Source organism: Streptomyces iranensis (assembly GCF_017874715.1).
Taxonomy (GTDB): domain Bacteria; phylum Actinomycetota; class Actinomycetes; order Streptomycetales; family Streptomycetaceae; genus Streptomyces; species Streptomyces iranensis.
This window is the reverse complement of the sequence record NZ_JAGGLR010000046.1, coordinates 1-24027: the sequence shown is the minus strand read 5'-3', so window position 1 is coordinate 24027 and position 24027 is coordinate 1. Positions and strand designations below refer to the sequence as shown.

The 24027-nt window shown below is 72.1% G+C and carries 19 protein-coding genes and 1 pseudogene; 7 read left to right on the top strand and 13 right to left on the bottom strand.

Features of this window, described 5'->3' with window-relative positions:
• Positions 1 to 3 precede the first annotated feature (3 nt).
• Positions 4 to 2013, bottom strand: a complete 2010-nt coding sequence (locus tag J2Z30_RS48105; RefSeq protein WP_044574432.1) for a glycosyltransferase — start codon at positions 2011 to 2013, stop codon at positions 4 to 6.
• A gap of 207 nt (positions 2014 to 2220) precedes the next feature.
• Complete coding sequence (locus tag J2Z30_RS48100) at positions 2221 to 4416, bottom strand: hypothetical protein (protein WP_052701533.1); 2196 nt, start codon at positions 4414 to 4416, stop codon at positions 2221 to 2223.
• 156 nt (positions 4417 to 4572) lie between these two features.
• Between J2Z30_RS48100 and J2Z30_RS50595 the strand changes: the two genes are divergently transcribed.
• Together J2Z30_RS50595 and J2Z30_RS48090 are read left to right on the top strand one after the other, a co-directional pair.
• Positions 4573 to 6255, top strand: a complete 1683-nt coding sequence (locus J2Z30_RS50595; RefSeq protein WP_245389332.1) for a glycosyltransferase family protein — start codon at positions 4573 to 4575, stop codon at positions 6253 to 6255.
• Positions 6256 to 6271: 16 nt separating this feature from the next.
• The gene (locus J2Z30_RS48090; RefSeq protein ID WP_044574434.1) at positions 6272 to 6625 is read left to right on the top strand and encodes a VOC family protein; all 354 of its coding nucleotides are present in this window, start codon (positions 6272 to 6274) and stop codon (positions 6623 to 6625) included.
• 130 nt (positions 6626 to 6755) lie between these two features.
• On the opposite strand, the gene J2Z30_RS48085 is transcribed toward J2Z30_RS48090, so the two are convergent.
• The 3 genes from J2Z30_RS48085 to J2Z30_RS48075 all read right to left on the bottom strand — a co-directional run bounded on the left by J2Z30_RS48085 (position 6756) and on the right by J2Z30_RS48075 (position 12197).
• A complete protein-coding gene (locus tag J2Z30_RS48085) occupies positions 6756 to 7850 on the bottom strand; it encodes an FkbM family methyltransferase (RefSeq protein WP_044574436.1) in 1095 nt (364 codons plus the stop codon).
• Positions 7823 to 9667, bottom strand: coding sequence for a stealth family protein (locus tag J2Z30_RS48080; protein WP_044574439.1), 1845 nt, complete (start codon positions 9665 to 9667; stop codon positions 7823 to 7825). The genes J2Z30_RS48085 and J2Z30_RS48080 overlap by 28 nt, the downstream gene beginning before the upstream one ends.
• An 85-nt stretch (positions 9668 to 9752) precedes the next feature.
• The gene (locus J2Z30_RS48075) at positions 9753 to 12197 is read right to left on the bottom strand and encodes a bifunctional glycosyltransferase/CDP-glycerol:glycerophosphate glycerophosphotransferase (protein WP_078957370.1); all 2445 of its coding nucleotides are present in this window, start codon (positions 12195 to 12197) and stop codon (positions 9753 to 9755) included.
• 242 nt (positions 12198 to 12439) lie between these two features.
• Between J2Z30_RS48075 and J2Z30_RS48070 the strand changes: the two genes are divergently transcribed.
• Complete coding sequence (locus tag J2Z30_RS48070) at positions 12440 to 12964, top strand: hypothetical protein (protein WP_044574443.1); 525 nt, start codon at positions 12440 to 12442, stop codon at positions 12962 to 12964.
• Positions 12951 to 13268, top strand: coding sequence for a winged helix-turn-helix domain-containing protein (locus J2Z30_RS48065; protein ID WP_044574445.1), 318 nt, complete (start codon positions 12951 to 12953; stop codon positions 13266 to 13268). The genes J2Z30_RS48070 and J2Z30_RS48065 overlap by 14 nt, the downstream gene beginning before the upstream one ends.
• Positions 13269 to 13362: 94 nt before the next feature.
• Here J2Z30_RS48065 and J2Z30_RS48060 read toward each other — a convergent pair whose 3' ends face one another.
• Complete coding sequence (locus J2Z30_RS48060) at positions 13363 to 14355, bottom strand: aldo/keto reductase (protein ID WP_044574447.1); 993 nt, start codon at positions 14353 to 14355, stop codon at positions 13363 to 13365.
• Positions 14356 to 14521: 166 nt separating this feature from the next.
• Here J2Z30_RS48060 and J2Z30_RS48055 point away from each other — a divergent pair, with 166 nt between their 5' ends.
• Both J2Z30_RS48055 and J2Z30_RS48050 read left to right on the top strand, forming a co-directional pair.
• Positions 14522 to 15073: a TetR/AcrR family transcriptional regulator gene (locus tag J2Z30_RS48055; RefSeq protein ID WP_044574448.1), complete on the top strand. Its 552-nt coding sequence runs from the start codon at positions 14522 to 14524 to the stop codon at positions 15071 to 15073.
• Positions 15070 to 16704, top strand: a complete 1635-nt coding sequence (locus J2Z30_RS48050) for an MFS transporter (protein ID WP_078956846.1) — start codon at positions 15070 to 15072, stop codon at positions 16702 to 16704. The genes J2Z30_RS48055 and J2Z30_RS48050 overlap by 4 nt, the downstream gene beginning before the upstream one ends.
• A 28-nt stretch (positions 16705 to 16732) precedes the next feature.
• Here the strand turns inward: J2Z30_RS48050 and J2Z30_RS48045 are convergent, their stop codons facing one another.
• The 3 genes from J2Z30_RS48045 to J2Z30_RS48040 all read right to left on the bottom strand — a co-directional run bounded on the left by J2Z30_RS48045 (position 16733) and on the right by J2Z30_RS48040 (position 18394).
• The gene (locus J2Z30_RS48045; RefSeq protein WP_044574449.1) at positions 16733 to 17275 is read right to left on the bottom strand and encodes a DUF4232 domain-containing protein; all 543 of its coding nucleotides are present in this window, start codon (positions 17273 to 17275) and stop codon (positions 16733 to 16735) included.
• Positions 17276 to 17379: 104 nt separating this feature from the next.
• Positions 17380 to 17517, bottom strand: coding sequence for a DUF397 domain-containing protein (locus J2Z30_RS50590; RefSeq protein ID WP_308280287.1), 138 nt, complete (start codon positions 17515 to 17517; stop codon positions 17380 to 17382).
• On the bottom strand, positions 17480 to 18394 hold the full coding sequence (locus tag J2Z30_RS48040; RefSeq protein WP_044574450.1) for a helix-turn-helix domain-containing protein: 915 nt from the start codon (positions 18392 to 18394) through the stop codon (positions 17480 to 17482). The genes J2Z30_RS50590 and J2Z30_RS48040 overlap by 38 nt, the downstream gene beginning before the upstream one ends.
• Before the next feature lie 168 nt (positions 18395 to 18562).
• Here J2Z30_RS48040 and J2Z30_RS48035 point away from each other — a divergent pair, with 168 nt between their 5' ends.
• A complete protein-coding gene (locus tag J2Z30_RS48035) occupies positions 18563 to 19018 on the top strand; it encodes an ATP-binding protein (protein ID WP_044574451.1) in 456 nt (151 codons plus the stop codon).
• Positions 19019 to 19081: 63 nt separating this feature from the next.
• On the opposite strand, the gene J2Z30_RS48030 is transcribed toward J2Z30_RS48035, so the two are convergent.
• The 4 genes and pseudogenes from J2Z30_RS48030 to J2Z30_RS48015 all read right to left on the bottom strand — a co-directional run.
• Positions 19082 to 19963, bottom strand: a complete 882-nt coding sequence (locus J2Z30_RS48030; RefSeq protein WP_044574452.1) for a carbohydrate ABC transporter permease — start codon at positions 19961 to 19963, stop codon at positions 19082 to 19084.
• Positions 19960 to 21333, bottom strand: a complete 1374-nt coding sequence (locus J2Z30_RS48025) for a carbohydrate ABC transporter permease (protein ID WP_044574453.1) — start codon at positions 21331 to 21333, stop codon at positions 19960 to 19962. Before J2Z30_RS48025 ends, J2Z30_RS48030 begins: the two co-directional genes overlap by 4 nt.
• A gap of 24 nt (positions 21334 to 21357) precedes the next feature.
• Entirely contained in the window at positions 21358 to 22716 is a 1359-nt protein-coding gene (locus tag J2Z30_RS48020; protein WP_044574454.1) for an ABC transporter substrate-binding protein, read from the bottom strand.
• A 324-nt stretch (positions 22717 to 23040) separates the two neighbouring features.
• Positions 23041 to 24027: pseudogene (locus J2Z30_RS48015) on the bottom strand (hypothetical protein); the annotation flags it as partial.

Sequence of the window (24027 nt, the reverse complement as noted above, 5' to 3'; positions counted from 1 at the left end):
CGGTCAGTTCAGGCCCAGCCGGTTGCGTACGGCGGCGAGCAGCCGGACCGGGGCCACCCGCAGCTCCAGGGTCACCTCGCCGCGCCCGGTGAGCGGCTTGGCGTAGTACGGCCGGCCGCGCCGCACCCAGCGGGCGCCGGGCAGCCGGGCGGGCGGCGGCACGGGCGCGGCGGGCGCCGCGCGCCCGGGGCTCTGGGCGTCGCCGGGGGCGACGACGGCCAGCGTCACCGTCCACCGGCCGCGGCCCAGGTCCCGCACCGGCAGCCGGGCGGTGAAGGCGCCCGCCGGATGCCCCGCGGCGAACCGCACCGGATGGTCGTGGACCCGTCCGTCGGTGTGCTCGGCGCGCAGCCGCAGCACCCGCCCGCGCGCCGGGGTGCCGGGCGGCAGCAACCGTCCGGCGACGACGAGGGTGCCCTTGTCCGACGGGTGCCACACGGCCTCCGTCACCTCGCAGGGCGCCCCGCGCGGGGCCGGGCCGATGTCCAGGGAGAGGTTGCGGTACGGGCTGGTGAAGTACGGCGTGACCCGGGCGCGCAACCCGGGCCCGGCGGCCACCACCCGGCGCGCGGTGCCGATGTCGAGCAGGTCGTCATGGCGGTTGCCGAACCGTACGGTGCGGCTGATGCCCTGGGCGCGGACGTCGAGGAAGACGTCCCAGACCCCGGGGCGCAGCGCGGTGCCGCCGTCGGCGGTGGCGATGTCCACGTCCGCCTCGAACCGCGCGGGGTCGTCCTCCGCCGTGGCGTCCACCGGGATCCGCACCTCGTCCCGCGCCTCGCGGCGGCGCAGCACCAGCTCGGCGCGGTCCTCCTCGCGGTCGGCCGCCAGCCCGTCGATGGCCGCCCGGCCGCGCACCCGCAGGGTGCTGCGGCCGTGCCAGCCGGCGCCCGCGAGGTGGTGACGGACCGGCAGCCGGTCGGTCACGTCGAAGCAGGCGTCGGGGACCTCGGCGTCGGGGTCGCGGAAGAAGGGGTGCAGCCAGTAGACGCTGCCCTTCTCGACCAGATGGCCGCACCGGGCGTCCCGCTTGGTGTTGCGCACGACGGACAGCAGATCCTCGAAGCGGCCGGTGCGCAGCAGATGGACCATCAGCCGCTCGGGCGCGGTGAGGGTGGGGAAGAGCGCGTCGGAGCAGTGGGCCAGCGCCCACCGGCGCAGCTCGGGCAGGAACCGCTCGCGGACCTCGGTCTCGTCCTCGCGCGGCAGCGCGCGCAGGGCCGGGCACAGCTCGCGCCGGATGTGGTGGCGCATCACCGCGTCGCGGCGGGCGCCGGTCCGGGTGTGCCGGGCGGCGGTCTCGAACAGCGGCCGCATGGCCTCGACGCGCTCGGCGAGACCGGGGGCGGCGCGGCCCCGGTTCGGGCCCAGGTGGTAGCAGTCGTAGTCGGCGACGACGGAGATCCCGGAGGCGTTGAGATAGGCGGCCGCGGTGAACGGCTTGCCCTCGCCGTGGCGGACGTGGGCGGGGAAGCGCAGCCGCAGCCGCTCGATCAGGGAACGGCGGAACAGCTTGCAGGGCTCCAGGCTGGCGTAGGCGTGGGAGCTGTGGACGTCGGTGCGCAGCTGGTTGTGGCGGAAGACCGCCTTGGGGACGCCGCGCCCGTCCGGGGAGACCATCTTGCCCAGGACCACGTCGGTGCCGTTCTGGTCGGCCATCGCGACCATGCGGCGCAGCGCGTCGGGTGCGAGCCGGGCGTCGGCGTCCAGGAAGAAGACGAAGTCGCCGGTGGCGCGGGCCAGTCCGGTGTTGCGGGGGCCGCCGGCGCCGCCGTGGCAGGGGTGGGGGTCGCGGACCACATGGAGCGAGGGACAGTCGGCGGCGAGCCGGTCCAGTTCCTCCGCTGTGCCGTCGGTCGATCCGTCGTCGACGGCGATGATGTCGAGGCGGCTGAGCCCGAGGGTCTGCTCCATGGCGGAGGTGACGGCCCGGGTGATTCCGGGCATGGCGTCACGGGCGGGGACGATCACGCTGACACGGGGAGGCGGGCCGGGGCGGTGATTGCGCGGCATGCTGGCTCCGGAAGGTGTGCGGGGGGCTCAGGGGGCGTGAGAGGGGGGCTCCTGGGACGGGGCCTGGGGACAGGGCCGGGGACAGGGCCGGGGGTGGAAGCTCATGGTGAGGGCCTGGGGTGAGGTCCGGGTGTGGGAAGTGCTGCTACCGGGTGACGTGGATGTGGGGTGTCGTGTTGCCGGGTGCCGTACGTGTGGGATGTCTTGCTACCGGGTGATGGACCAGCGTCCGGCGCCGGGCGGCGGGGCCGGGTGGAGGTCGCGCAGCCGGACGACCGCCTCTCCCTTCTCGGCGAGCGCGTCGACGGCGTCGGTGAAGCGCTGGATGGACGGTGGTGTGGCGGGGCCGAGGAGAAACTCCTTCACCTCGCGGCGGGCGGTGCGCAGCTCGTCGAGGGAGGGGTCGAAGAGCGGGCGCAGGAGGTTCTGCATTCCTGATGCCCCGGGACCGAGTGGATAGGCCGCTCTGGCCATGACGTGTCGCCGCCGGAACTCCTCCTCGCCGAGCCCCGCCGGGGCGGTGAGGGCGTACGGCTTGAGGGTGACGAGGAAGTCGCCGACCACGTCGGAGGGGTCGCCGATCAGCAGATCGGCCTGGTCGAAGCAGGAGTGGAGGGTGGGGGCGTTCCCCTCGATCACCTGGTGGAGCCAGGGCGGTGAGGCCGCCCAGTGGGCCTGGTGCCACTCCCGGCGCAGCCCCTCGGCCTCGGTGAGCAGGGCCGGATCGGGTGCGGCGCGGTCTCTGGTGAGCATGGCCTCGTCGGCGTCCGCCCGGCGCAGCCGGGCCTCGAGCGCGGCGATGCGCTTGGTCAACTCGGCGCGGTGGCGGGCGGCTTCGGTACGGAGGGCTTCGGTGTGCGGGGTGTCGGTGTGCGGGTCGTCGGTATCCGGGGCCTGGGCGTCGTCGGGCCCTTCGCCGAAGGCGTCCGGGGTTACGGCGTCCCCGCCGAGGGCTTCGGCGGCGAGGGCGTCCGCACTGAGGGCGTCGGCGGCGAAGGTGCCCTTGCCGAGGGCGTTCGCCGCGAGGGCCTCCGCGGCGCGCCGCTCGTTCGCGGCCTGGATCAGGGCGACGATACGGCGGTGGGCAGCGTGGTCCTCGGGGGAGCGGGGGCGGGTGGGCGGATGCGGCCGGTAGAGCACCCGGACCGGGCGCTCGCTCTCCAGCAGCGCTCGTACGATCGGCTCACCCGCCGCGAGGTCACGGGTGGGCGCGTACAGCACGGTGGGCAGGGGCGTGGCCGTGGGCGTCGGCGCGGGGGCACGGCCGGCTCCCGCGACGCGCAGGCCGTCGAGCTGAGGGCGGCCGATCTCCACGATGTCGGCCTCCTCGACACCGACCGCGGCCCGCACATGGCGGCGGCGCCCCGCCTCGCCCGCCACCCACACCTGGTCGTAGACCTTGCTGTACGGATCGACGGCGGCGGTCTCGTCGCCGTCGCCGGGGGCCAGGAAGACGTGCTGCATGGTGGGGATCCGCAGCAGGTGGATGTTCCGGCTGGTGTTGGCGGGGTAGAGCGCGACCCGCACCCCGCTCAGGTCCAGCTGCGACAGATGGGCGGCGCTCGGCACGCACAGCACCGGCAGCGGGGTCGGTTCCAGGGCCTCCAGCAGTTCCCGTTCGCGCAGGATGACCAGGGATGGGGTGTGCAGCGCGGCCACGGGCCCCAGCCATCGGGTGACCTGGTCGGCGCGGTCGCGCGGGCCGGAGAAGTAGAGCACCGTACGGGGACGGTGCTGGATCAGCCAGGCGTCCACCTCGGCCAGTACCTCGGCGGCGCCGGGCAGCCGGCGGGCGGCCCGGACCAGGTACGGAACGAGCGCCACCACCGTGATCAGGGAGGAACCGGCGGCGAGGGTGAGCGCCGCCACCACCCAGCGGGCGTCACCGGTCGTCAGCGAAGCGGTGAGCCCGAGCAGGGCGGACAGCTCGTAGACCAGGATCCGCTGACCGGGCCATTCGGTGAGTCTGCGGGGCGGCCGGTCGCTGATGCCCAGTCGGCGCAGATCGATGTTGCGGGCCGCGACCGCGAGGGCGCGGCGGCGCCGGATGAGGGTGGTGAGCGCGGCGTGCAGGGCCTGCCCGGCGAGCAGACACAGCACCAGCGTCATGGCCGCGGCCAGTCCGATGGGCCCGGTGACATGGAGTCGGCCGAGCAGCAGGAGCAGCAGCACGCAGCGGAACTCGAAGCGTGACGTGGCGCCCATGTGGAGCCGCCCCAGACGGGTCATCAACCCCGGCGCGGTGCGGTGCAGCAGCAGCTCACAGCCGCATCCGGCCAGCCCGGCGGCCGCGAAGACCCCTCCGGCCCCGGTGAGCGCCGCCACCGCCATGGTCACCAGACACCCGGTCAGCGTGGCGAAGGCCACGAGACCGCGGGGGCTTTCGATACCGAGGCGGTTCATGACGCGTGCCCTTCGCGGCGGATGAGTCGTCCTGATTGCACACTGTAGGCGAATAGTCGTATTTATGCCTTTTGCTGTCGTGAGTGAGAGTGAGGCTGAGCGTTGGGGAAGCGCGGAATCTCCAAGCGGGCGGCGATCGTGCTCCCGACGACCGTCATGCTCGGGCTGGGGCTGTGGGGCCTGGACCGGGGCACGATGTGGCGCGATGAGTCCGCGACGTACCAGATGGCCCGGCGGACCCTCCCTCAGATCCGCGACGCGCTCGGCACGGTGGACGCCGTCCACGGGCTCTACTACCTCCTGATGCACCCGGTCCTGGCCCTGCGGCCCTCCGAGGTGACCATGCGTCTGCTCTCGGTGCTCGCCGCCATGGCCGCCACCGCCCTCGTCGCGGCCCTGGGCTGCCGCCTCGCCCGCCCCCGGGTGGGCCTGTGGGCCGGACTGCTCTACGCGACCACGCCCGTGGTCACCCACTACGCCCAGGAGGGCCGCTCCTACGCCCTGGTCGCGGCGAGCGCGGCGGGGGCGACGTACCTGCTGGTGGGCGCGGCCGGGCTGGCGCCGGGGAAGAGCCGAGGGGGCAGCTGGACGGGCGGTGGGGCGGCCAGCCGTACGGACAGCCGGGCGGGCGACCGGGCGGACAGCCGGACGGCCGACCGGGCGGACCGGCCCGCGCGGGATCCGGCCCTCGCGCCCGGTCCCGCGCCGGGTGCGGCCCCCACACCAACGCCCGCCCCGGTCCCCGCCCCCGGGACGGCGTCGGCCACCCGGGTCCGTTCGGCCGTACCGGTCCGCGGCGACGCGTCCCGCCTGGCGCCGGGGCCGGGTCCGGGCGGGCCCGGGGCGAGGGGCCATGCGGCAGGGTGGCGCTGGGCCGCGTACGGGGGTGTGGTGGCCGCGACCGCGCTGCTGCACGTGTTCGCGGTGCTCATGCTCGCCGCGCACGCGTTGACCCTGCTCGTCTCGCGCGCCCCGCGCCGCGTGTGGTGGGGCTGGGGGAGCGCGGCGGCCGGGGCGCTGGGGGCGGTGGTGCCGCTGGCGTTGGTGGCCCGGCGGCAGAGTGCGCAGATCGCCTGGATGCGCCATCCGACGCCGGGTCGGCTGTGGGCGGTGGTCGAGGAGTTCGCGGGCCCCAGCGCGCTCGTCCTCGCCGTCAACCTCCTGCTGACCGCGATCGCCGTGGTCCGCCCCCGCCGGCGGACGCTGACCGCGGTGGCCCTGCCCCTGATCTGCGTCCCGCCCGTCCTCCTCTTCGCCCTGGCCCTCCACCGCCCCTGCTTCCACGAGCGCTACCTCCTCTTCGCCCTGGCGGGCGTCCCCCTACTGGCCGCGGCGGGCGTGGACCGGCTGGCGGAGGCGGTGTCCGGTCACCGCCGCGCCGTGGTCGCCGCGGCCGGAGTCCTCGCGGTCGGCTGCGCGTTCGTCTGGCAGCTCCCGCTGCACCAGCGGGAGCGGGAGCCGTTGAGCCGTCAGGACGACCTGGCGGCGCTGTCCGCCGCGGTGGGGCGGCTGACCCGGCCGGGTGAGCCCGTGCTGTACGACCCACCCAAGGAACGGCGGATCGCGATCGCCTATCCGCGCCCCCTCGCCGGGCTGCGCGACATCGCGCTGAGCACTCCGGGCCCGGCCTCCGGCACGCTCTACGGGGTCGACGTCGGCCCCACCGAGCTGCTGCGACGGCTGAACGGGGCACGCTCGGCATGGCTGATCGCGGCCGATGAACCGGAGACACGCGGCCCGAAGGCGGCCGTGCTGACGGGACACTTCCGGCTGGCGTACTCGCTGTGCCTGCCCGGTATCCGCCTGGAGCGCTATGTGCGGGCGGGGTCCGCGCACTGAACGCTAAGCTCTGCGGATGACCTTGGAATGGGAACAGGTAATCGTTCATTCGGAAGATCCGGTGGCCCTGGGGCAGTGGTGGGCCGAGGCTCTCGGCTGGGTCGTGGTCCACTCCTCCGATGACGAGTTCGAGATCCGCCCGGAGCCGGATCGCGTGCCAGGGTTGGACTTCGTCCGGATCAATGAGAGCAAGAAGGCCAAGAGCCGACTGCATCTCGACTTCAGGCCCGATGACCAGGACGCCGAGGTGGCTCGTCTGGTGGCGCACGGCGCACAGCGAGTCGACATCGGCCAGGGCGATCAGTCGTGGGTCGTCTTGGCGGACCCCGAAGGCAACGAGTTCTGCATCCTGGGCCAGCGCCGTCAGTAAGCGCTCCCGCGCGCAGTGACCCGCTCCGGGGTCCGGGGCGGAGCCCCGGCGGGGGTGAGGGGGCGGAGCCCCCTCTTTCAGGAAGGGGCGGGGTGGGGAAGAGCCACCCCTCGTGCCCCCGCCCCACCACTCACCCCCGCAGCGCCCCGCTCCCCGTGGCCTGCGCACCGGGCGCCCGCCGGGCCGGGACGACGGCGCGGCGCGCCAGAGCGGCGGCGCCCGCCAGGCGCAGCAGACCTGTGAGCGGGACGCGCCCCGCCCCGCGCGGGCCCGTGCGGGGCACCCGCACCGCACCCCGCGGCGAGCGGTACGGCGCGTTCCACCCGTAGGGGAAGGACGCCTTGTCGGTCGTGATGATGTTCGTCGTCTCGTCGCACGCCAGAATCGCGATCAGCCACCGCCGCACCACCCGGTGGAAGGCGGGCGTCAGCGGCCGCGGCGCCAGCAGCCAGTCGCGGCACTGGCCGCTCACCGCGGACCGGTACGTGGTCTCGTCGTAGCGGTGCCAGGGCGCCTCCGGGGTGATCGGGTGGAGGCCGTAGTCCATGGCGGTCAGCGGCGCCAGGGCGGTGCGCAGCGCGTTGTGGTCGGCGCCGGGGAGCAGTTCGCACACGATCCACGGCCGGTGGCGCCGGATCGTGTCGTACGACCCGCGCAACACCGCCGCCTCCAGCGTCTCCACGTCGATCTTGATCAGATGGGGCGCGAGACCGCGCTCCCCGGTGAACGCGTCGACCGTCGTGACCGGCACCGTGACCGACTCGGTGTGCCGGCGGTGGGCCGGGTTCAGCGAGTTGGAAGACTCCGACTTGAGGGAGAAGTACAGCTCGGCGGTGCCCGGTTCATCGGCCAGCGCGGTCTGCTGCACCTCGAAGCCGAGCCGGTTGCACTCCCGGATCCGGCGGCACAGCGCGGCCGTCTCCGGGGTCGGTTCGAAGGCGATGGCCCGCGGCCCGCGCCCGCCGTCCCCGTACACCGCGCTGATCAGCGCCGAGTACAGCCCGATGTGCGCGCCGATGTCGTACACCGCGCTGCCCTCGGGCGCCTGCTGGGCCAGGGCCAGCAAGGTGGCCTGGGTGGTCGGCTCGTAGCCCGCGAGCCCGGCGCGCCGCAACTGCCGCTGTACGGCGGTCTGTTTGCGGCTGAGCACATTGAGCGCCCGTGGATACGGCCCGCCCGCCTCGAGGACGTCCGGGTTCAGGGGAAGGGTGATGGCGAGGGGCATGGCTGCCGCGTCTCCTGTCGGGTGACGGCCCGCTCCAGCGGGCTGGGAAGGGGGAAGTAGGCGTCGAGGAAGGGGCGGACCAACGCCAGCTGGTCTTCGAGGTCGTGCTCGGAGGAGACCGTGTCGTTGAGGCAGAACGCCTGGCAGTGGCGGGCCCGCAGCAGTCTGGCCAGCCGGGTGCGGATGGTGGGCTGGGCCAGGTCGAAGTAGTCGTAGCGCAGATGGGCGGGGATCGCGCGCCCGGTGAGGAACGCGTAGTAGTGGTGGAGCGAGGACGGTACGGAGATGTCCGACGTCGAGCGCACCCGGCTGGCCATGGTCGCGCGGACCGCGTCGGGGAACTCCTTCTCGATCTCGGCGAGCACGCTGGTGCGCAGGGCATGCGGGGTGTGCTTCATCTTCTGGGTGACGGCCGGGCCGAACCGCTCCTCCAGCAGCGCCCGGTTGTTCTTGCCCGCCGCCGATACGGGCACGTCGCCGGGGCCCACGGGGGTCAGCGGGATCAGCGCGCGGGACGGGAAGAACTTGGAGACGCCGTTGGCCAGGAAGAAGTCCTGCGGAGTCACCGGCGAGCCGAGGAAGACATCGTCGTTGAAGTAGAGGAAGTGCTCGGCGAGTCCGTCGATGTGGTGCAGCCGGGTCTCGATGGCGTGGGAGTTGAAGGTGGGCAGCACATCGGGGTCGTCGAAGATGTCGTGGTGGTCCACGACGGTGACCCCTGGGTGTGACTCGGCCAGCCAGTCGGGCATCTGACGGTCGGTCACCAGGTAGATGTGGCGCACCCAGGGGGCGTACAGGTACAGCGAGCGCAGCGAATAGCGCAGTTCGTCGCGGTTGGCGTAGCGGGCGGCATTGGCGGCCTGCGCGTGGTAGCCCGTGCCCGCGAGGGCCGCCCGCCGCCGCTGCCACTGCGGATCCGAGCCGTCCACCCAGGTGTAGACGACGTCGATGGGGAAGCGGACCTCGTCCGGCAGCCGGGTCAGGAACTCCGGGCGGGTGCGCACCAGCGGCCCCGGCTGCCAGCCGATGGGCGGGGCGAGCCGGGTGAACAGCTGGTCGGGGGCGCGCACCGGCTCGCCCACGAGCGGTACGGACGCGGTGGTGCGGTTGAAGCGCGGCGCGATGAGCACCCGTTCCTCGTCCTGCCCGCCCGGCTCCCAGAACTCGATGTCGCAGCCGTGCGCAGGGCCGAGGACCAGCCGTCCGCCCGGCCCGGTGTGGAAGCGGGTGAAGCGGACCACGGGGGCGGCGGCCAGCCGCCGCCAGGACCGTCGCGTACCGCCGAGCCGGGGCGGGGTCGCCGGGTGGCCGCGCAGCGGGGGCGGTGAGACATACCCGGCCTCCTCGGCGCACAGCGCGGCCAGCGCCTTGACCACCTCGGCCCGCTGATCGGCCCGGACGCCCACGGCCGAGCCGACGTTGCTGTAGCAGCGGACCACGAAGTGGTCGATCCGGGCCCGGTCCAGGGCCTCGCACACCAGCCGCAGATTCTCGGCGCGCGCGAACAGCGGGGTGGGGGAGGGGGCCAGGGTCGCCACGAGGGTGCCGCCCCGCCGGTCGGCGATCACCATCCGGCCGGACCCGGCCAGCAGTCCGGCCCGGCGCATCCGCCGCCGCGCCCGGCGCAGCCGCAGCGTGCCGGAGGCGGCCGACAGCCCGCCGAGGCCCCGCATGGCCGCCCGGCGCAGCCCGGGGCCGGTCATGGAGACGACCGCGCGGCGCAGCGGCAGCGGGACCGTACGCCGGTAGCCGCGCACCAGCGGCGGCGGGTCGGCGAGCCAGGGGCGGGGGGCGGCGGGCGGTGCGGTGAGGGGCATCGTGCGTCCTGGGTCGGGGCGTCGGGACGGGGCGCGTCGAGGCGGGGTGGGGCGCGTCGAGTCGGGGTGGGGCGGGGCGCGGGGGTTAGCGGGGGCTGGTGGGGCGGCTCCGGTGGGGGAGTGAGGCGGCGGATGCGGGTGCGGGTGTGGATGCGGGTGCGGGTGCGGGTGTGGATGCGGATGCGGGTGTGGGTGCGGGTGTGGGCGGAGGTGCGGGTGTGGGCGGGGGTGAGGCGGCTGGTGGGGTGCGCACGGCCCCGGCCCGTGGCGCCGTCCGGGCCTCGACGGGCCGGTCAGGACCGTGCGCGATGGTGCGTACGGCGGCGGGGGCGGGACGGCGCTCGGCGAGCGGGACGACGGGCGGCAGCAGTTCGGGGTGCTCGCCGAGGAACACCCGGCGCACCACGCGTTCGGCCGTTCGCCCGTCGTCGTACGGACAGAAGCGGGCCCGGAACGCGGCGCGCAGGGCGGCCGAGCGCGGACCGCACCAGGCGCCCGTGGTGAAGAGGGCGATCAGCTCGTCCTCGGTGCGGGAGACCGGGCCGGGCGGGGCGGCGGTGATGTCGAAGTAGGTGCCGCGGGCGGCGCGATAGGCGTCCCAGTCGTCGGCGTGGATGACGATGGGGCGGTCGAGGTTGGCGTAGTCGAACATGATGGACGAGTAGTCCGTCAGCAGCGCGTCGGCCGCCAGGCACAGCTCCTCCACCCGGCCGTGCCCCGAGACATCGAGCACCCGGCGGCCCGCACTCCCCATCGCCCCGTCCGGAGCGTGGAAGTAGTGCGGCCTGACCAGCAGCGTGAACCCGGGCCCCAGCGCGCGGGCCACCCGCTCCGGGTTCAGCCGGGGCACGGGGCGGCGCTGGTAGTCGCGGTGGGTCGGCGCGTACAGCACGGCGACGCTGCCCGCGGGGATGCCGAGCCGGGCGCGCAGCCGGGCCACGTCGTCCTCGGTGGCGTGCTGGAAGACGTCGTCGCGCGGCGAGCCGTAGGGGAGCGTGGTGTAGCCGGAGGGGTAGACCCGCTCCCAGACCAGGGTGGTGTGGCGGTTGGCGGAGAGGCTGTAGTCCCAGCGGTCCACCCGCTCCAGCAGCTTGCCGAAGTCCATGCCGCGGGCGGCGGCCGGTCGGTCCCGCAGATCCAGGCCCATGTGCTTGAGCGGGGTGCCGTGGTGGGTCTGGAGATGGATCTGTCCGGGTCGCTTCCGCATCCCCGGCGTGAAGTTGACGTTGTTGACGAGGAAGCGGGCGCGGGCCAGCGCCGTCCAGTACGCGGCCGAACCGGGGTGCAGCCGTCGCACCCCTGGCGGCAGGGTGTGGGCGTACTCGGGGGTGGTGATCCAGGCGGTGCGCACCCCCGGCACCAGCTCGCGCGCCTTCGCCTCGATGGCCGCCGGATGACAGGCGTAGCCCTTGTGCCAGTACGCGGCGAAGACGGCGAGCCGGGGATCGAGAGGGAGGCACAGCCGCACCCGGTAATGCGCCCAAAGCGCGGCGGCGCGCGCCTGCCCGTACGCCGCGCGGGCGCATTCGTGGACACTCCGCCACCCCCGATCGCCACCCCGCAGCAGCTCAAACGCCCACCGGGCACCCAGCCGCAGCAGCAGACACCGCCACCGGGCGCGCCCCGGCGGGGTGGCCGCGCCGTGCGGCCGGTAGCGGCGGTGATGCGCACCCGCCCGGCGGAAGAACTCGGTCCGGGCCCGCACCGGCAGCCGGTCCGGCGCGGCGGCGATCACGCCGAGGTGGTCGACCATCCGCCGGAACAGCGCCGGGCGCCAGTGGGCCAGTTCGGGCCTGGCGTCGAGAAACCGGAACACCCGGTCGTACTGCTCGAACACATCGAGGTGGCGCCGGCTGGTGGTGCGCAGGATCCCGCCGCGCCGCCGCTGCCGGTAGTGGACGCACACCCGGTCCAGGACGGCGATGGACTGGGCGCTGAGCAGCACGGGAAAGGTCCAGGGCGTGTCCTCGTAGAACCCGGGCGGAAAGGCGAAGCCCTCCGCGTGGACGAAGTCCCGGCGGTACGCCTTGTTCCAGGCGACCATCAGCAGCCGCAACAGCTCCGGCCGCTGATCGAGCCGGAAGACCTGCCGGACGCGTCCGGGATCCCCCTCCCGGAGCAGCTCGGCCCGGACGTTCCGTACGACGTCACCCGTCCAGTCCACCCGCGCGTAGTCGAAGACCAGCAGCTGCGGCTCGCCGGTCCGCGCCAGCCGGTCGGCGATGGCGCGCAGCGAGCCGGGGGCGAGGGTGTCGTCCCCGTCGAGAAAGAGCAGATAGTCCCCGGTGGCCCGCCGGATCCCGGCGTTCCGCGCCCGCCCGAGGCCCGCGTTCTCCGCCAGGTGCACGGCCCGCACCCGCGGGTCCCGTTCGGCAGCCTCATCGATGATCGCGCCACACGCGTCCGGCGAGTGGTCATCGACCGCGATCAGCTCCAGGTCCGTGAAGTCCTGCTCCAGCACGGACCGCAGACAGTCACTCAGATACGGCTGGACCTCGTATGCGGGCACGATGACGCTGAACCGGGGCACGGCGGATCCCATCGGTCGAAGCGGCACGGATGGTTCCTCACACCATCATCTGAACGCCCACCGAATGGGACGACGCCATGGCGAGGCCCCCCGCAAAAGCCCCCCGTTCGGCCCAATGCCAGCCCTCATGAGGTCCAGGACATGACTGTCCTGCCGGTTGACTACCCCTCTGAGAGAAACTAGTTTCCTCTCAGGAAACTAGTTCTGCTGGAGCGTAGCCAAGCACCACCTGGAGGTACCCCATGTCCGAGCGTATGACCCCGCCCGCCGAGGCCGCCCGCGCACTGCGCGACGTCGAGCGGCGCCGCGACCAAGCCCGCGCCTCGGAGCAGGAATCCCGCTGGGTCAGCGTCGTGTTCGGCGTCGCGATCTTCGCCCAAATGGCGGCACCCGACTTCGTCGGCGACGATGTGCGCTCCTGGATCTCCATGGCGATCGCCGTACTCTCCTTGGTGTACATGGTGATGCTGCGGACCCCCCGGGGCGGCGCCCTCCTGGGCCGGCCCACCCGCGTGCGCAGGGACGAAATCTCCCCGCGCTTCGTACGGCTGGCCCAACTGGTGATGGTCGCCGTGGCGGTGATCTGCTTCCTCGCCACACGCTTTCTGCCGCACGGGCCGTTCCCGTACACAGGGACGGTGGTGGGCGCGGTGATCGGTGCCACTCTCATCCTCTTCGGCCGCAACCTGCAGCGAGCCATGAACTCCCTGGCGTTCCGAGGCGACGGCAAGAGCGGCCTGGACGGCGGCACCTATGGATCCCGCTGACTTCGACACCGCCCTGCTCGACCCGACGCGGCTGTCGATCGTGTCGCTGCTGGTGGGCGTGGAATGGGCCGAGTTCGGATGGGTGCGCGAATCGGTGGGAATGTCGCCCTCCGCGCTCTCCAAGCAGGTCAGCACGCTCGAGACCCGGGGCTACGTCGAGGTGAAGAAGGGCTACGTGGGCAAACGCCCCCGAACCTGGCTCGCGCTCACCCCGACCGGACGCGCCGCCCTCGAAAGACACGTGGCGGCGCTGCGCCGCGTCGTCGAGGAGTCCCAGCGGGCCGCGGAGCGACGCGACGCCTGACCCGACCCCGGCTGTTCGTGACCGGCGAGGTCACTGGTGGGCGCGACGTCAACGACGTCGTCGAGCTGGCCGTCGTGCGCGTCGAGCCCACCGGCTAACCCCGAGCGACCTCAGCGGTGTGCGCGGGGATGTAGCGCTCGCCCGTCACCTGGTCGCTCAGCGGGTCCAGCGCGGCCAGCGCCTCGGCGTCCAGGGTGAGCTCCAGCGCGGCCGCGTTCTGCTCCAGCCGGGTCGGGCTGCGGGTGCCCGGAATGGTCGCCACCGCCACCCCGAGCCGCTCGGCCTGGGCGTACACCCAGGCCAGCGCCACCTGGGCCGGGGTGGCACCCAGCCGGTCGGCCACCTCGCGCACGGTCTGCGCGATCTTCTCGTTGGCCTCGCCCGCCTCTCCGGCGAAGCGGGGGTTGGTGCGCCGGAAGTCCTTCTCGCCCAGTGTGGAGCGGTCCAGGGCGCCGGTCAGGAACCCCCGCCCCAGCGGCGAGTACGGCACCAACCCGACCCCCAGCTCGGCCATCACCGGGGTGACCGCCTCGACGTCGCGGGTCCACAGCGAGTACTCGCTCTGCACCGCGGTGATCGGGTGCACCGCGTGCGCCCGGCGCAGCAGCTCGCCGTCGACCTCGGACAGGCCCAGATGGCGGACCTTGCCCGCCTCGACCAGCTCGGCCATCGCCCCGACGGTCTCCTCGATCTCCACGTCCTGGGGCGGGCGGTGGGCGTAGTACAGGTCGATCACCTCGACGCCCAGCCGCAGCAGCGAGGCGTCGCAGGAGCGCAGCACGTAGTCCCGGGCACCGCGGATGTGGCGTGCCCGGTCGCCGGCACTGCGGTCGATGCCGAACTTGGTGGCCAGCTGCACCTGGTCCCGGCGGCCGTGGATGGCCCGGCCCACCAGCACCTCGTTGTGCCCGGTGCCGTAGGCGTCGGCGGTGTCCAGGAACGTGATGCCCAGCTCCAGGGCCCGGCCGATGGTGGCCAGGCCGCCGTCCCAGTCGGCGGCGCCATAGCTCTCGCTCATCCCCATGCACCCCAGGCCCATCGCGCTGACGGTGAGACCGGGCGAGCCGAGCGTGGTTCGGGTGATCATGCGCGGATACTCCTCCTGCCCGGCGGACCGGGCGGTAGTGCCCTGACGAAGACCTCCGAAACTAGGACTTGGAGCGCGCTCGAAGTCAAGCATGCCGCTTCGGCTCGATCAACACACGATCGTACCGTGTGAGACATTCATGTCTCGTATGGGTTACTCTCGTCTCATGCCTGTTGATCGTGAACACGTCCTGCATGCCGCCGCCGATCTGCTCGCCCGCAAGGCCACGGCTTCCATGGACGAGATCGCCAAGTCCGCCGGTATCAGCCGCGCCACCCTGCACCGGCACTTCGCCGGACGGGACGCCCTCGTCCAGGCGCTCGGCGTACTCGGCGTGCAGCTTGTCGAGGAACGGCTCGCGGCTGCACGGATCGACGAGGGGGACCCCGTGGACGCGGTGCGGCGCCTGGTCACCGAGGCGCTTCCGGTGTCGGGCTTCCTGGCCTTCCTCTACGGCGAGAACCAGCTGTTCGAGTCCACCGCCATGAACGAGGGCTGGGAGCGCATCGACGAACATGTGGGTGCGCTGTTCCGGCGCGGCCAGGAGCTGGGGCTGATCCGGCTCGATCTGACGCCGGCCTGGCTGACCGAGGCGCTGTACGCCCTCATCGCCGCCTCGGGCTGGAGTGCCCAGGAAGGCAGGATCGCGTCCAAGGACGCGGGTCACATGGTCTCCGAGCTGCTGCTCGGAGGGATGATTCGGACTGTGGAGAAGTGAAGGGGATTCCGGGCCGCTGGCTTGCCCTGTCGGTGCTCATCCTCGCCGTGTTGCTCGTGGCCGTTGACGCGACCGTCCTCGGTCTTGCCACGCCATACCTCAGCGAGGACCTGGAGCCGACCGGCAATCAGCTGCTGTGGATAGGCGATGTCTACTCGTTCGTCATCGCCGGTCTGCTGGTGTCCATGGGTAGTCTCGGCGACCGCATCGGCCGCAAGAAACTGCTCCTTGTCGGCGCCACCGCCTTCGGCGCGCTGTCGCTGCTGGCCGCGTATGCCACCTCGCCCGAGATGATGATCGCGACCCGTGCGCTGCTCGGAGTCGCGGGCGCGACACTGATGCCGTCGACCCTCGCCCTCATCCGCAACCTCTTCCTCGATCCGAAGGAGCGCAGTGTCGCCATCGGCATCTGGGGCGCCGCGGCATCGGCGGGCGCGGCGGTCGGACCGGTTGTCGGCGGATTCCTGCTGGAGCACTTCTGGTGGGGATCGGTGTTCCTCATCAACCTGCCCGTGATGGCTGTCCTCGTCCTCGTCGGCGTCAGACTGCTGCCGGAGTCGAAGAACCCCGACCCCGGCCCCTGGGATCTGCCCAGCGTCGGCTTCTCCCTCGTCGGCATGATCGGCATCGTCTACTGCGTCAAGGAGATGGCCGCGCACCACACCGGTGCGATGGCGATCGCGGCCGGTATTGCCGGTGCCCTGTCGCTGCTGGCGTTCGTCCGGCGCCAACTCGCCCTCCCCGCACCGCTGCTGGACATGCGGCTGTTCCGGCACCGCGGCTTCTCGGGTGCGGTCCTGGCCGACCTGCTCACCATCCTGGGCCTGTCCGGTCTGGTCTTCTTCCTGTCGCAGTTCCTGCAACTGGTCCAGGGGCGGACACCGCTTCAGGCGGGACTCGCCGAACTGCCCGCGGCCATCGGCGCCGTGGTGGCGGGGCTCGTCGCGGGCGCGGCGGCCCGCCGCTACTCCGTCCGCGCGATCGTGGCCGGAGGGCTCGCGGCCATCGGCGTGGCGCTCGCCGTGCTGGTCTTCCTCACCGCGCACACCGGCTTCCCGGTGCTCGGCCCGGTGCTGCTGGTCGTCGGTGCCGGCGCGGGCTTCTCGTTCACGGTCACCGCGGATGTGATCCTCTCCAGCGTCCCCAAGGAGCAGGCGGGCGCCGCGTCCGCCGTTTCCGAGACGGCCTACGAGCTCGGCGCGGCGCTTGGTATCGCCCTCCTCGGCTCCGTTGTCACCGGTGTCTACCGCGGCTTCGCCACGCCCTCGGGCGTGCCGGCGGATGTGGAGGCCGCCGCCCACGAGTCACTGGGCGGCGCGGTGGATTCGGCCACCCATCTGCCGTCCGGCCTCGCCTCAGGGCTCCTCGCCTCGGCGCAGGAGGCATTCGTGGACGGTCTGCGGATCGCCTGCGGTGTGGGTGCGGTGGTGCTGCTCGCGACGGCGGTCGGGGCGTGGTTCCTGCTGCGCGGGCAGAGCCTCCAGGACGGGGCCGACGAGAGTGCGGCCGGGCAACTCGCGAGTGGCGACGAATGGTGCGCTGACCGGCCCCAAGGCCGGGCGTGCCGCGTGTCGGACGTGGCCACCGCGCCACCCTCCGAGGGGTTCCGCGGTGGCCACCAGCGACGCTGAAGGGAAGCTCAGCGGCTGTCCAGCTTGGTTACAGCCCGACCGGGTTGAGGTAGGTGGCCGGGTGGGTGGCGCCGTCCTGCTTGAGGATCTGGCCGCCGAACGGCCACTTCAGGGTGAAGTGCTCCGTCTCGTTCGGCGGGGTGACCAGGAACTTCGCCGGAACGAACTTCTCCTTCTGCGGTGTGGACCCGGCCACCGGGAGCAGGGTGATGCTGAAGTCCGTCGTGTCTCCCGGCTCCAGGGTCATCTTTTCGGGCTTCTCGGAGGAGCGCGCCAGCGACCAGGTGCCGTCGGTCCCCTGAGCGCCGATCATGTCGACACCGGCGAAGCCGGACAGGGTGCAGGTGCGCGTGCTCTTGTTGGTGAACCAGATGTGCGCCTGGGTTTGCTTCTCGGTCTGCTCCATCTCCGGTCTCGCGTCCTCCCCCATGGCGAAACCGGCCTTCAGGTCGGCGGTGTGGCAGCGGGTCGGCGCGGCCTTGGCGGTGGCGGCCGAGGCCGGGATGGCCGTAGCGGCAGTCCCCGCGACGACGAGGGCCGCAAGGGCCACGGCGGTCAGCTTGCTGTTCATGAAGTTTTGGGTCCCCTCGCATACGAATCGGCGCGCGAAGTCAGTGCGCGCCTGCGCACCGGAAGATGTGCGGTGCCCGGGGGAGGTTCCGTGTGCCGAAGAGCCTATTTCGGACAGCCAGGCTCCCAACTGTTCAGCTCATCGATGAAGGCGGCCCAGGAACCTGACGGGAAGACCAGCGCGGGGCCGTCGGGCCGCTTGCTGTCACGGACGGGGACGGCGCCGGGTATGCCGTCGGCCACCTCTACGCAGTCGCCACCCTCCTGGTTGCTGTAGCTGCTCTTGCGCCACGCGGCGCCGTTCAGATCGGGACGGGACACTCGCTCCACGGTGGTTGCCCTCCATCACGGACCGGATCATGTCGAGCGACATGAGCGGGGGCAGGGATGCTGCCCGCAGCCGATCGTAGGACAGTGCCAAGCGCCTGACGTCCATTGGTTCTTCGATGAGTTGGCCGTAGTGGGCGCCTTCGGTGTAGGCCACTTCCGTTTCGTCGGGGGACGTCAGCACGGTCAGGGACCCGCCCATCACGTCGTGTTCCGCTTGGTCGAAAGGCAGTACCTGCACGGTGATGTGGGGGTCCATGGCAGCGTCCAGCAGCCTGGCCAACTGTTCCCGCATGACGGCCCTGCCCCCGATCGGACGCCGCAATACCGCCTCGTCCAGGACGACCCACAGCTCAGGACGGTCGGGTGAAGTGAGGCGTTGTTGTCGTCTGAGCCTGGCGTCCACCCGGTCTTCCAACTGCTCGTCGCTGGTGAGAGACAGACCAACGCGCAGGACAGCCCGCGCGTAGTCCTCGGTCTGCAACAGACCGGGCACCACATGTGCCGCGTACTGCCTGATGGACACCGCCCGCTCCGAGTAGGCCATGAACGCCCGCGACCAGTCCGGGAACGCCTCCCGGTAGACGTACGGCCACATGTCCACGAGCAGGCTGTCCGCCTCGAGGACGGAGTCGAGCGTCCGGGCCAGCTCGAACGTCGGTTTCGCCCCGGACGCGCGCTCGATCTGGGTGATCCGGGTGCTGACCACATGCGTGCGCGCGCCTAACTCGGCCTGGGTCAGACCGGCGGCCGTACGCAGTCTGCGGACCCGGGATCCGAAGAGCGCCGCCATCGATGAGCGAGGATCAACTTCTCTGGCCAAAACATCACTTCCGTTCCTTACGGCCTGAAAGGTAAAGCGTCATGGCCTTTCGAGCGTAGACCCACGACACGATCCTTGAGCACGGAACGTCACGATGCGCACACGGTGCGAATCGTACGGAAGATCGATCGGACGGAAATGGACAACACCGTGCTGAAGACGACCACGGCGCCGGACCCCGAACCCGAACTCCGGGAGCTCACCCAGCAGTTCCCGGCTACACCGCGCGGCGCGCGCCTCGCCCGGCGGCTTGCCGTGCGGCGGATGGAGGAGTGGGGCTATCCGCCTGCGTCGGACGCGTCCTGCACGGTGGCCCTGCTGGTGGCGGAGCTGGCCTCGAACGCCGTACGGCACGGCCGCGTACCCGGGCGGGACTTCCGTCTCCGCCTCGCCTGCACGCCCTCGTCGCGGACGATCCGTATCGAGGTCTCGGACGCTCGCGAGGACCGTCTCCCGGCCATTCCGTCGGCTCTGACGGCCGATGACGAATCGGGCCGTGGGCTGCTCCTGGTGGATCTGCTGGCCACTCGCTGGGGGACGACCCGGCGTATCCCCGTTGGTAAGACAGTCTGGGCGGAGTGCGGTGCGTCGTGAGGTGTAAAGGGGCGGCCCGGTGCCCCCTGAATGGGGTGCCGGGCCGCCCGTCGTTCGGGGGCGCTACTTCACCGCGCCCGCCATCACCCCCGCCACGAACTGGCGCTGGAAGGCGAAGAAGACCGCCAGCGGGATCAGCATCGAGACGAAGGCGCCGGGGCCGAGGATGTCGATGTTGTTGCCGAACTGGCGGACCTGCTGCTGGAGGGCGACTGTGATCGGGGGGTTGCCGCTGTCGGCGAAGATCAGGGCGACCAGCATGTCGTTCCAGACCCAGAGGAACTGGAAGATGCCCAGCGAGGCGATGGCCGGGCCGCCGAGGGGCATGACGACGCGCAGGAAGAGCCGTAGCTCGCCCGCGCCGTCCAGGCGGGCGGCCTCCAGGAGCTCGCGGGGGATCTCCGCGAAGAAGTTGCGGAGGAGGAAGATCGCGAAGGGGAGGCCGAAGGCGGTGTGGAAGAGGACCACGCCGGTGGTGGTCTGGAAGATGCCGATCTCGCCGAAGAGCTTGGCCACCGGGATCAGCGCCACCTGGATCGGGACCACCAGCAGGCCGACCACGATGAGGAACCAGACGTCGCGGCCGGGGAAGTCCATCCAGGCGAAGGCGTAACCGGCCAGGGCGCCGATCACGACGACCAGCAGGGTCGCCGGGACGGTGATCGCGAGCGTGGTCCAGAGGGAGTCGGTGATCTGCTGGTTGCCCAGCAGATTGTCGTAGCCGCTGAAGGTGAGCTGTCCGGGGTCGGTGAAGACCTTCCACCAGCCGGAGAGGTCCACCTCCGACGGGTCCCGCAGGGAGGACAGCAGCAGTCCGGCGGTCGGCATCAGCCACAACAGGCCGACCAGGAGCAGGACGACCCGCAGGGCCCCGCCGCCGGCGCGGGCGGCGATCCGCGCGACCGGGGACTGCTTCGCCTGTACGACCGTGTCCGCGCTGGTCATCGGCGGCTCTCCCTTCGGATCCGGCGGATGTTGATGAACATGACGGGCAGCACGAGCAACAGCAGCAGCACGGCGATCGCGCTGCCGAGGCCCTGGTTGACGTCGGTGCCGAAGGACGACTGGAAGAGCTGGAGGGCGAGGACGTTGGCGTCGTCCTGGGAGGGGCCGGGCGCGATGATGTAGACGAGGTCGAAGATCTTCATCACGTTGATCATCAGCGTGACGACGACGACCGAGAGCACCGGCGCCAGCATCGGCACCGTGATCCGCCGGAAGACCTGCCACTCATTGGCGCCGTCCATCCGCGCGGCCTCCATCAGCTCGCGTGGCACCCCCGCGAGCCCCGCCGCGATCAGCACCATCGCGAAACCGGCCCAGATCCAGACGTACGCGCCGATGATGGCCGGGGTGACGAGGGACGGGCCGAGCCAGTCCACGCCGTTGTACGGCTCGGAGAAGTTCCAGGCGGGCAGCCGCAGCTGGGCGCCCTCGGCCTTGGCGGGGAGGGTGTACGTGCCGTCCGCCGCCGTCGTGGCCTTGGCGACCACCTTGCCGTTCTTGACCGCCTCCACCCTGAGGTCGGCCATCGCCTTCTCGCCCTTGTCGATGGTGCCCTGCTCGCCGCCGCCGCCCCGGGTGAAGTCGAACCAGACGGTGCCGGTGATCTTCCCGGGCTCGGCCTTGGCGGCCTTGGCGTCCTGCGCCCCGCTGATGTCCCCGCGCTTGGCCGCGACCAGCGGCAGCGAGGCGGGCGTGCCCGCGCGCACGGCGTCCTTGGTGGTGAATGAGCCGTTCGACGCCTCGGTCAGCCCGGCGGTGGGACGCGGATGGGCGCCGGGGAACGGCGGCGACTCGCTGAAGGAGTCATGCACGCCCACCCACATGGCGTTGGCCACGCCCTTGTCCGGGTCCTGCTCGTAGACCAGCCGGAAGATGATGCCCGCCGCCAGCATCGAGATCGCCATCGGCATGAAGACGACCAGCTTGAAGGCGGTGGCCCAGCGGATCCTCTCGGTGAGCACGGCGAAGATCAGGCCCAGGGCGGTGGAGACGGTCGGGGCCAGGATCAGCCAGATGACGTTGTTCTTGATGGCCGTCTTGGTGGCGTCGTCGGAGAACATCTCCTGGTAGTTGTCCAGGCCGACGAAGCCATTGCCCGAGGCGTCGAAGAAGCTCCGGTAGACGGAGTAGGCGATCGGATAGACGACGAGCGCCCCGAGCAGCACCAGGGCGGGCAGCAGGAACACCGCCGCCAGCCAGGGCCGGGTGCCCATGAGGCTCTTCCGCTTGCTTGCGCTCGGCCGGTTGGCCGGTGGGGAGGACGACGCCCGGCCAGGTGTGGCCGCGCCGTCCGCTGTCGCGGTCGACATGATGTGGTTCTCCCGGTCGAGTCGTCAGTTCTTGTACGCCTTGGCGGCATCCCGCTCCAGCTGGCGCTGGATGCCTTCGACATTCCTCGGGTTCTTGAGAAAGTCCTGGAGCGCTTTCCACTCGCCCTGTGCCGGCTTGCCGCCGAAGGAGGCGGGCGCCTGGTCGGACATGTCGAACCGGAAGTCATTGCCCGCCGCGATCAGGGCCTGTGCGATCTTGCGCATGGAGGCATTGGGATAGGCGCTGAACTTGACGTTCTTGTTCGCCGAGATGAACCCGCCGGACTGGGCCCAGATGGTCCCGGCGTCGGGCGAGGCGAGGAAGGTGAGCAGCGCCTGCGCCGCCTTGCTGTTCTTCAGCGCCACGCCGACGTCGCCGCCGGTCACCACCGGCGCGTCGTCGCCCACCGCCGGGAACGGGAACACCTTCGCGTCCTGGTCCAGCTCCGCGCCCGCGTCGGCGACGTTGGCGGCGACGAAGTCGGCCTCGAAGACCATGCCCGCGTCCGGCTCGGACTTGTTGCCGAACGCCTTGGTGACGGAGTCCGGGAACGCGGTCTGGAGCGCGCCGCCCCGGCCGCCCGCGACCAGGCCCTTGGTGCCCCAGAGCTCGGCGAGCGTCTCGAGCGCCTTCTTCACCGACGGATCGGTCCACTTGATCTTGTGCTGGGCGAGCTGGTCGTACTTCTCCGGGCCCGCCTGGGAGAGATAGACGTTCTCGAACCAGTCGGTGAGCGTCCAGCCGTCCTGGCCGCCGATCGCGACCGCGTCGGTGCCGGAGTCGGAGACCAGCTGGGCCTGCTCCAGGAATTGCTGCCAGGTCTTGGGCACCTTGGCGCCCGCGTAGTCGAACGCGGAGGTGTTGTACCAGAGCAGGGATTTGTTGCTGGCCTTGAAATACACCCCGTAAGGCTTGCCCTCGTACGAGCCGAGATCCTGCCAGCCCTTGGCGAAGTTCTTGGTCAACTCGGCCTTGGCGGTGGCGTCGAGCGGTTTGGCCCAGCCCTTCTGGGCGAATTCGCGCATGACGCCGACCTGTCCGACCATCGCGACATCCGGCGGAGCGCCACCCGCGATCTTCGAGCCGACGAAGCCCGCCATGTCGTCACCGCTCGGTACGAAGGAGACCTTGGCGCCGGTGCGCTTCTCGAACTCCTTGAGCACCTTGGTGAAGTTCTCCTGCTCGGTGCCCGTCCAGACCGCCGTGACCTGGAGTTTCTGCCCTTTCAGATTCGGCAGTTTCACGGTGTTGGGCGGTGGGCCGCCGCTGACCGTGTCTCCGTCGTCGCCGCCGCAGCCCGCGGCGGTGAGCATGAGTGCTCCCGCCGCCAGCAGGGCCACCGCGGCTCGTGTCGAACGCTTCGCAGGAAGCGATACGTGCATCCCCGTGTTCCCTCCGATGCCGGCCGCCCCCGCGCGGCCGTGTCCGTGCTGAGTAGTCCTACGCCCGGTCACCGAACGTGGCAATACTGCGTCCGGCGTTCACTCACGGATCGTGACCGGGCCGTGATGAAGGGTCGGCCGTGAAACGGGGCAGGTGGGACAGACGGGAGGATGGCCGGAACGGCTCGGAAGCTCGGCCAGGGGCGATGGCAGCGGTCGGGAACTGGCGCGAAACGGGCGCGAAACGGGGCGCGAATCGGGCGGGAATCGGACAGGTATCGGACAGGTATCGGGCGGGGCGCGGGCGGCGGCGAGCGGGGCCGGTCAGATCAGCGCGGGTGCGGTGGGGGCGTCCGCCGACTGCGCGGCGCGCTGCAGCGCACTGGCGAGAAGTGCCAGGTCGGTGGGGCCGTTCCCCAGCTCGCGCAGCGGCCGACGAGCGGGCGGATCGCCCATCCGCCGCCACTCCAGCGGTACGACGGTGGGCCGCTGGGTCGCGGTGCGCGGTATCCGTCCGGTCACCCGGCCCGCCTGAAACGGCGTTCCGGCGGCGTCATCCGGGCGGAACAGCCGCCCACGGCCCGGTGCCGGGTCACCGCCCGGGGCGGCTGCGGCGGCGGGGGCGGTGGGGGCGGAGGTGACCGAGCGTGTCGATGCGGCGGGGGATGTATCGGGCCTTTCGGGCTCGCCGGGGTGTGTGGGGCGGGTGGCGTGGGCGGCGCGTGCGGGGCCGCTCGCGTGTGCGGGCGTCGCGGTGTTCAGCGGGCGCGCGTCCAGGGCGATCCGCAGCGCGGCCCGCTCGACGGCCGCCGTGTCCGCCGTACGGTCCGGACGGCCGGACGCCACGACCAGATGCACCCCGAGACGGTCGCCGTCACGGGCGATCGCCTCCAGCGCCCGGACGACCGAACCGGACGCCGGACGACCGGGGCTGCCGAGGGCCGGGGCCACCAGCGCGTCGAAGTCGTCGACGATCACGACGAGACGGGGGAGGAGCGAGCGAGGACGGGCGGGCGCCGCGCTCGCGGCGCGCTGGGCGCGCAGATTGAGCGTGTGGAGGGTGTCGCTCGGAGGAGGGTCGATATCGCCGGGCGGGCGAGGCGCGACGACACGGGGCGCACCGGCCGTGCGGGCGGCACGGGCTGCGCCGGGCGTACCGGCTGGGCCGGGTGTACCGGCCGAACGCGGCGCCCCGGGCGAACCGGCGCCGGGCGCACCGGACGAACCGGGCGCACCAGTTGCGCGGGGTACACCGGCTCCACCCGGCGCCCCGGACGAACCGGCGCCGGACACGCCGGATGCGCCGGACGC

Bases quoted from the DNA above. Each gene is read 5' to 3' on its own strand.
- J2Z30_RS48020 (WP_044574454.1), bottom strand. From the start codon at position 22,716: ATGCACGTATCGCTTCCTGCGAAGCGTTCGACACGAGCCGCGGTGGCC.
- J2Z30_RS48100 (WP_052701533.1), bottom strand. From the start codon at position 4,416: ATGAACCGCCTCGGTATCGAAAGCCCCCGCGGTCTCGTGGCCTTCGCC.
- J2Z30_RS48030 (WP_044574452.1), bottom strand. From the start codon at position 19,963: ATGACCAGCGCGGACACGGTCGTACAGGCGAAGCAGTCCCCGGTCGCG.
- J2Z30_RS48045 (WP_044574449.1), bottom strand. From the start codon at position 17,275: ATGAACAGCAAGCTGACCGCCGTGGCCCTTGCGGCCCTCGTCGTCGCG.
- J2Z30_RS48025 (WP_044574453.1), bottom strand. From the start codon at position 21,333: ATGTCGACCGCGACAGCGGACGGCGCGGCCACACCTGGCCGGGCGTCG.
- J2Z30_RS50595 (WP_245389332.1), top strand. From the start codon at position 4,573: ATGCTCGGGCTGGGGCTGTGGGGCCTGGACCGGGGCACGATGTGGCGC.
- J2Z30_RS48060 (WP_044574447.1), bottom strand. From the start codon at position 14,355: ATGATCACCCGAACCACGCTCGGCTCGCCCGGTCTCACCGTCAGCGCG.
- J2Z30_RS48070 (WP_044574443.1), top strand. From the start codon at position 12,440: ATGTCCGAGCGTATGACCCCGCCCGCCGAGGCCGCCCGCGCACTGCGC.
- J2Z30_RS48090 (WP_044574434.1), top strand. From the start codon at position 6,272: ATGACCTTGGAATGGGAACAGGTAATCGTTCATTCGGAAGATCCGGTG.
- J2Z30_RS48085 (WP_044574436.1), bottom strand. From the start codon at position 7,850: ATGCCCCTCGCCATCACCCTTCCCCTGAACCCGGACGTCCTCGAGGCG.
- J2Z30_RS48105 (WP_044574432.1), bottom strand. From the start codon at position 2,013: ATGCCGCGCAATCACCGCCCCGGCCCGCCTCCCCGTGTCAGCGTGATC.
- J2Z30_RS48065 (WP_044574445.1), top strand. From the start codon at position 12,951: ATGGATCCCGCTGACTTCGACACCGCCCTGCTCGACCCGACGCGGCTG.
- J2Z30_RS48080 (WP_044574439.1), bottom strand. From the start codon at position 9,667: ATGCCCCTCACCGCACCGCCCGCCGCCCCCCGCCCCTGGCTCGCCGAC.
- J2Z30_RS48040 (WP_044574450.1), bottom strand. From the start codon at position 18,394: ATGGCGGCGCTCTTCGGATCCCGGGTCCGCAGACTGCGTACGGCCGCC.
- J2Z30_RS48055 (WP_044574448.1), top strand. From the start codon at position 14,522: ATGCCTGTTGATCGTGAACACGTCCTGCATGCCGCCGCCGATCTGCTC.
- J2Z30_RS48035 (WP_044574451.1), top strand. From the start codon at position 18,563: ATGGACAACACCGTGCTGAAGACGACCACGGCGCCGGACCCCGAACCC.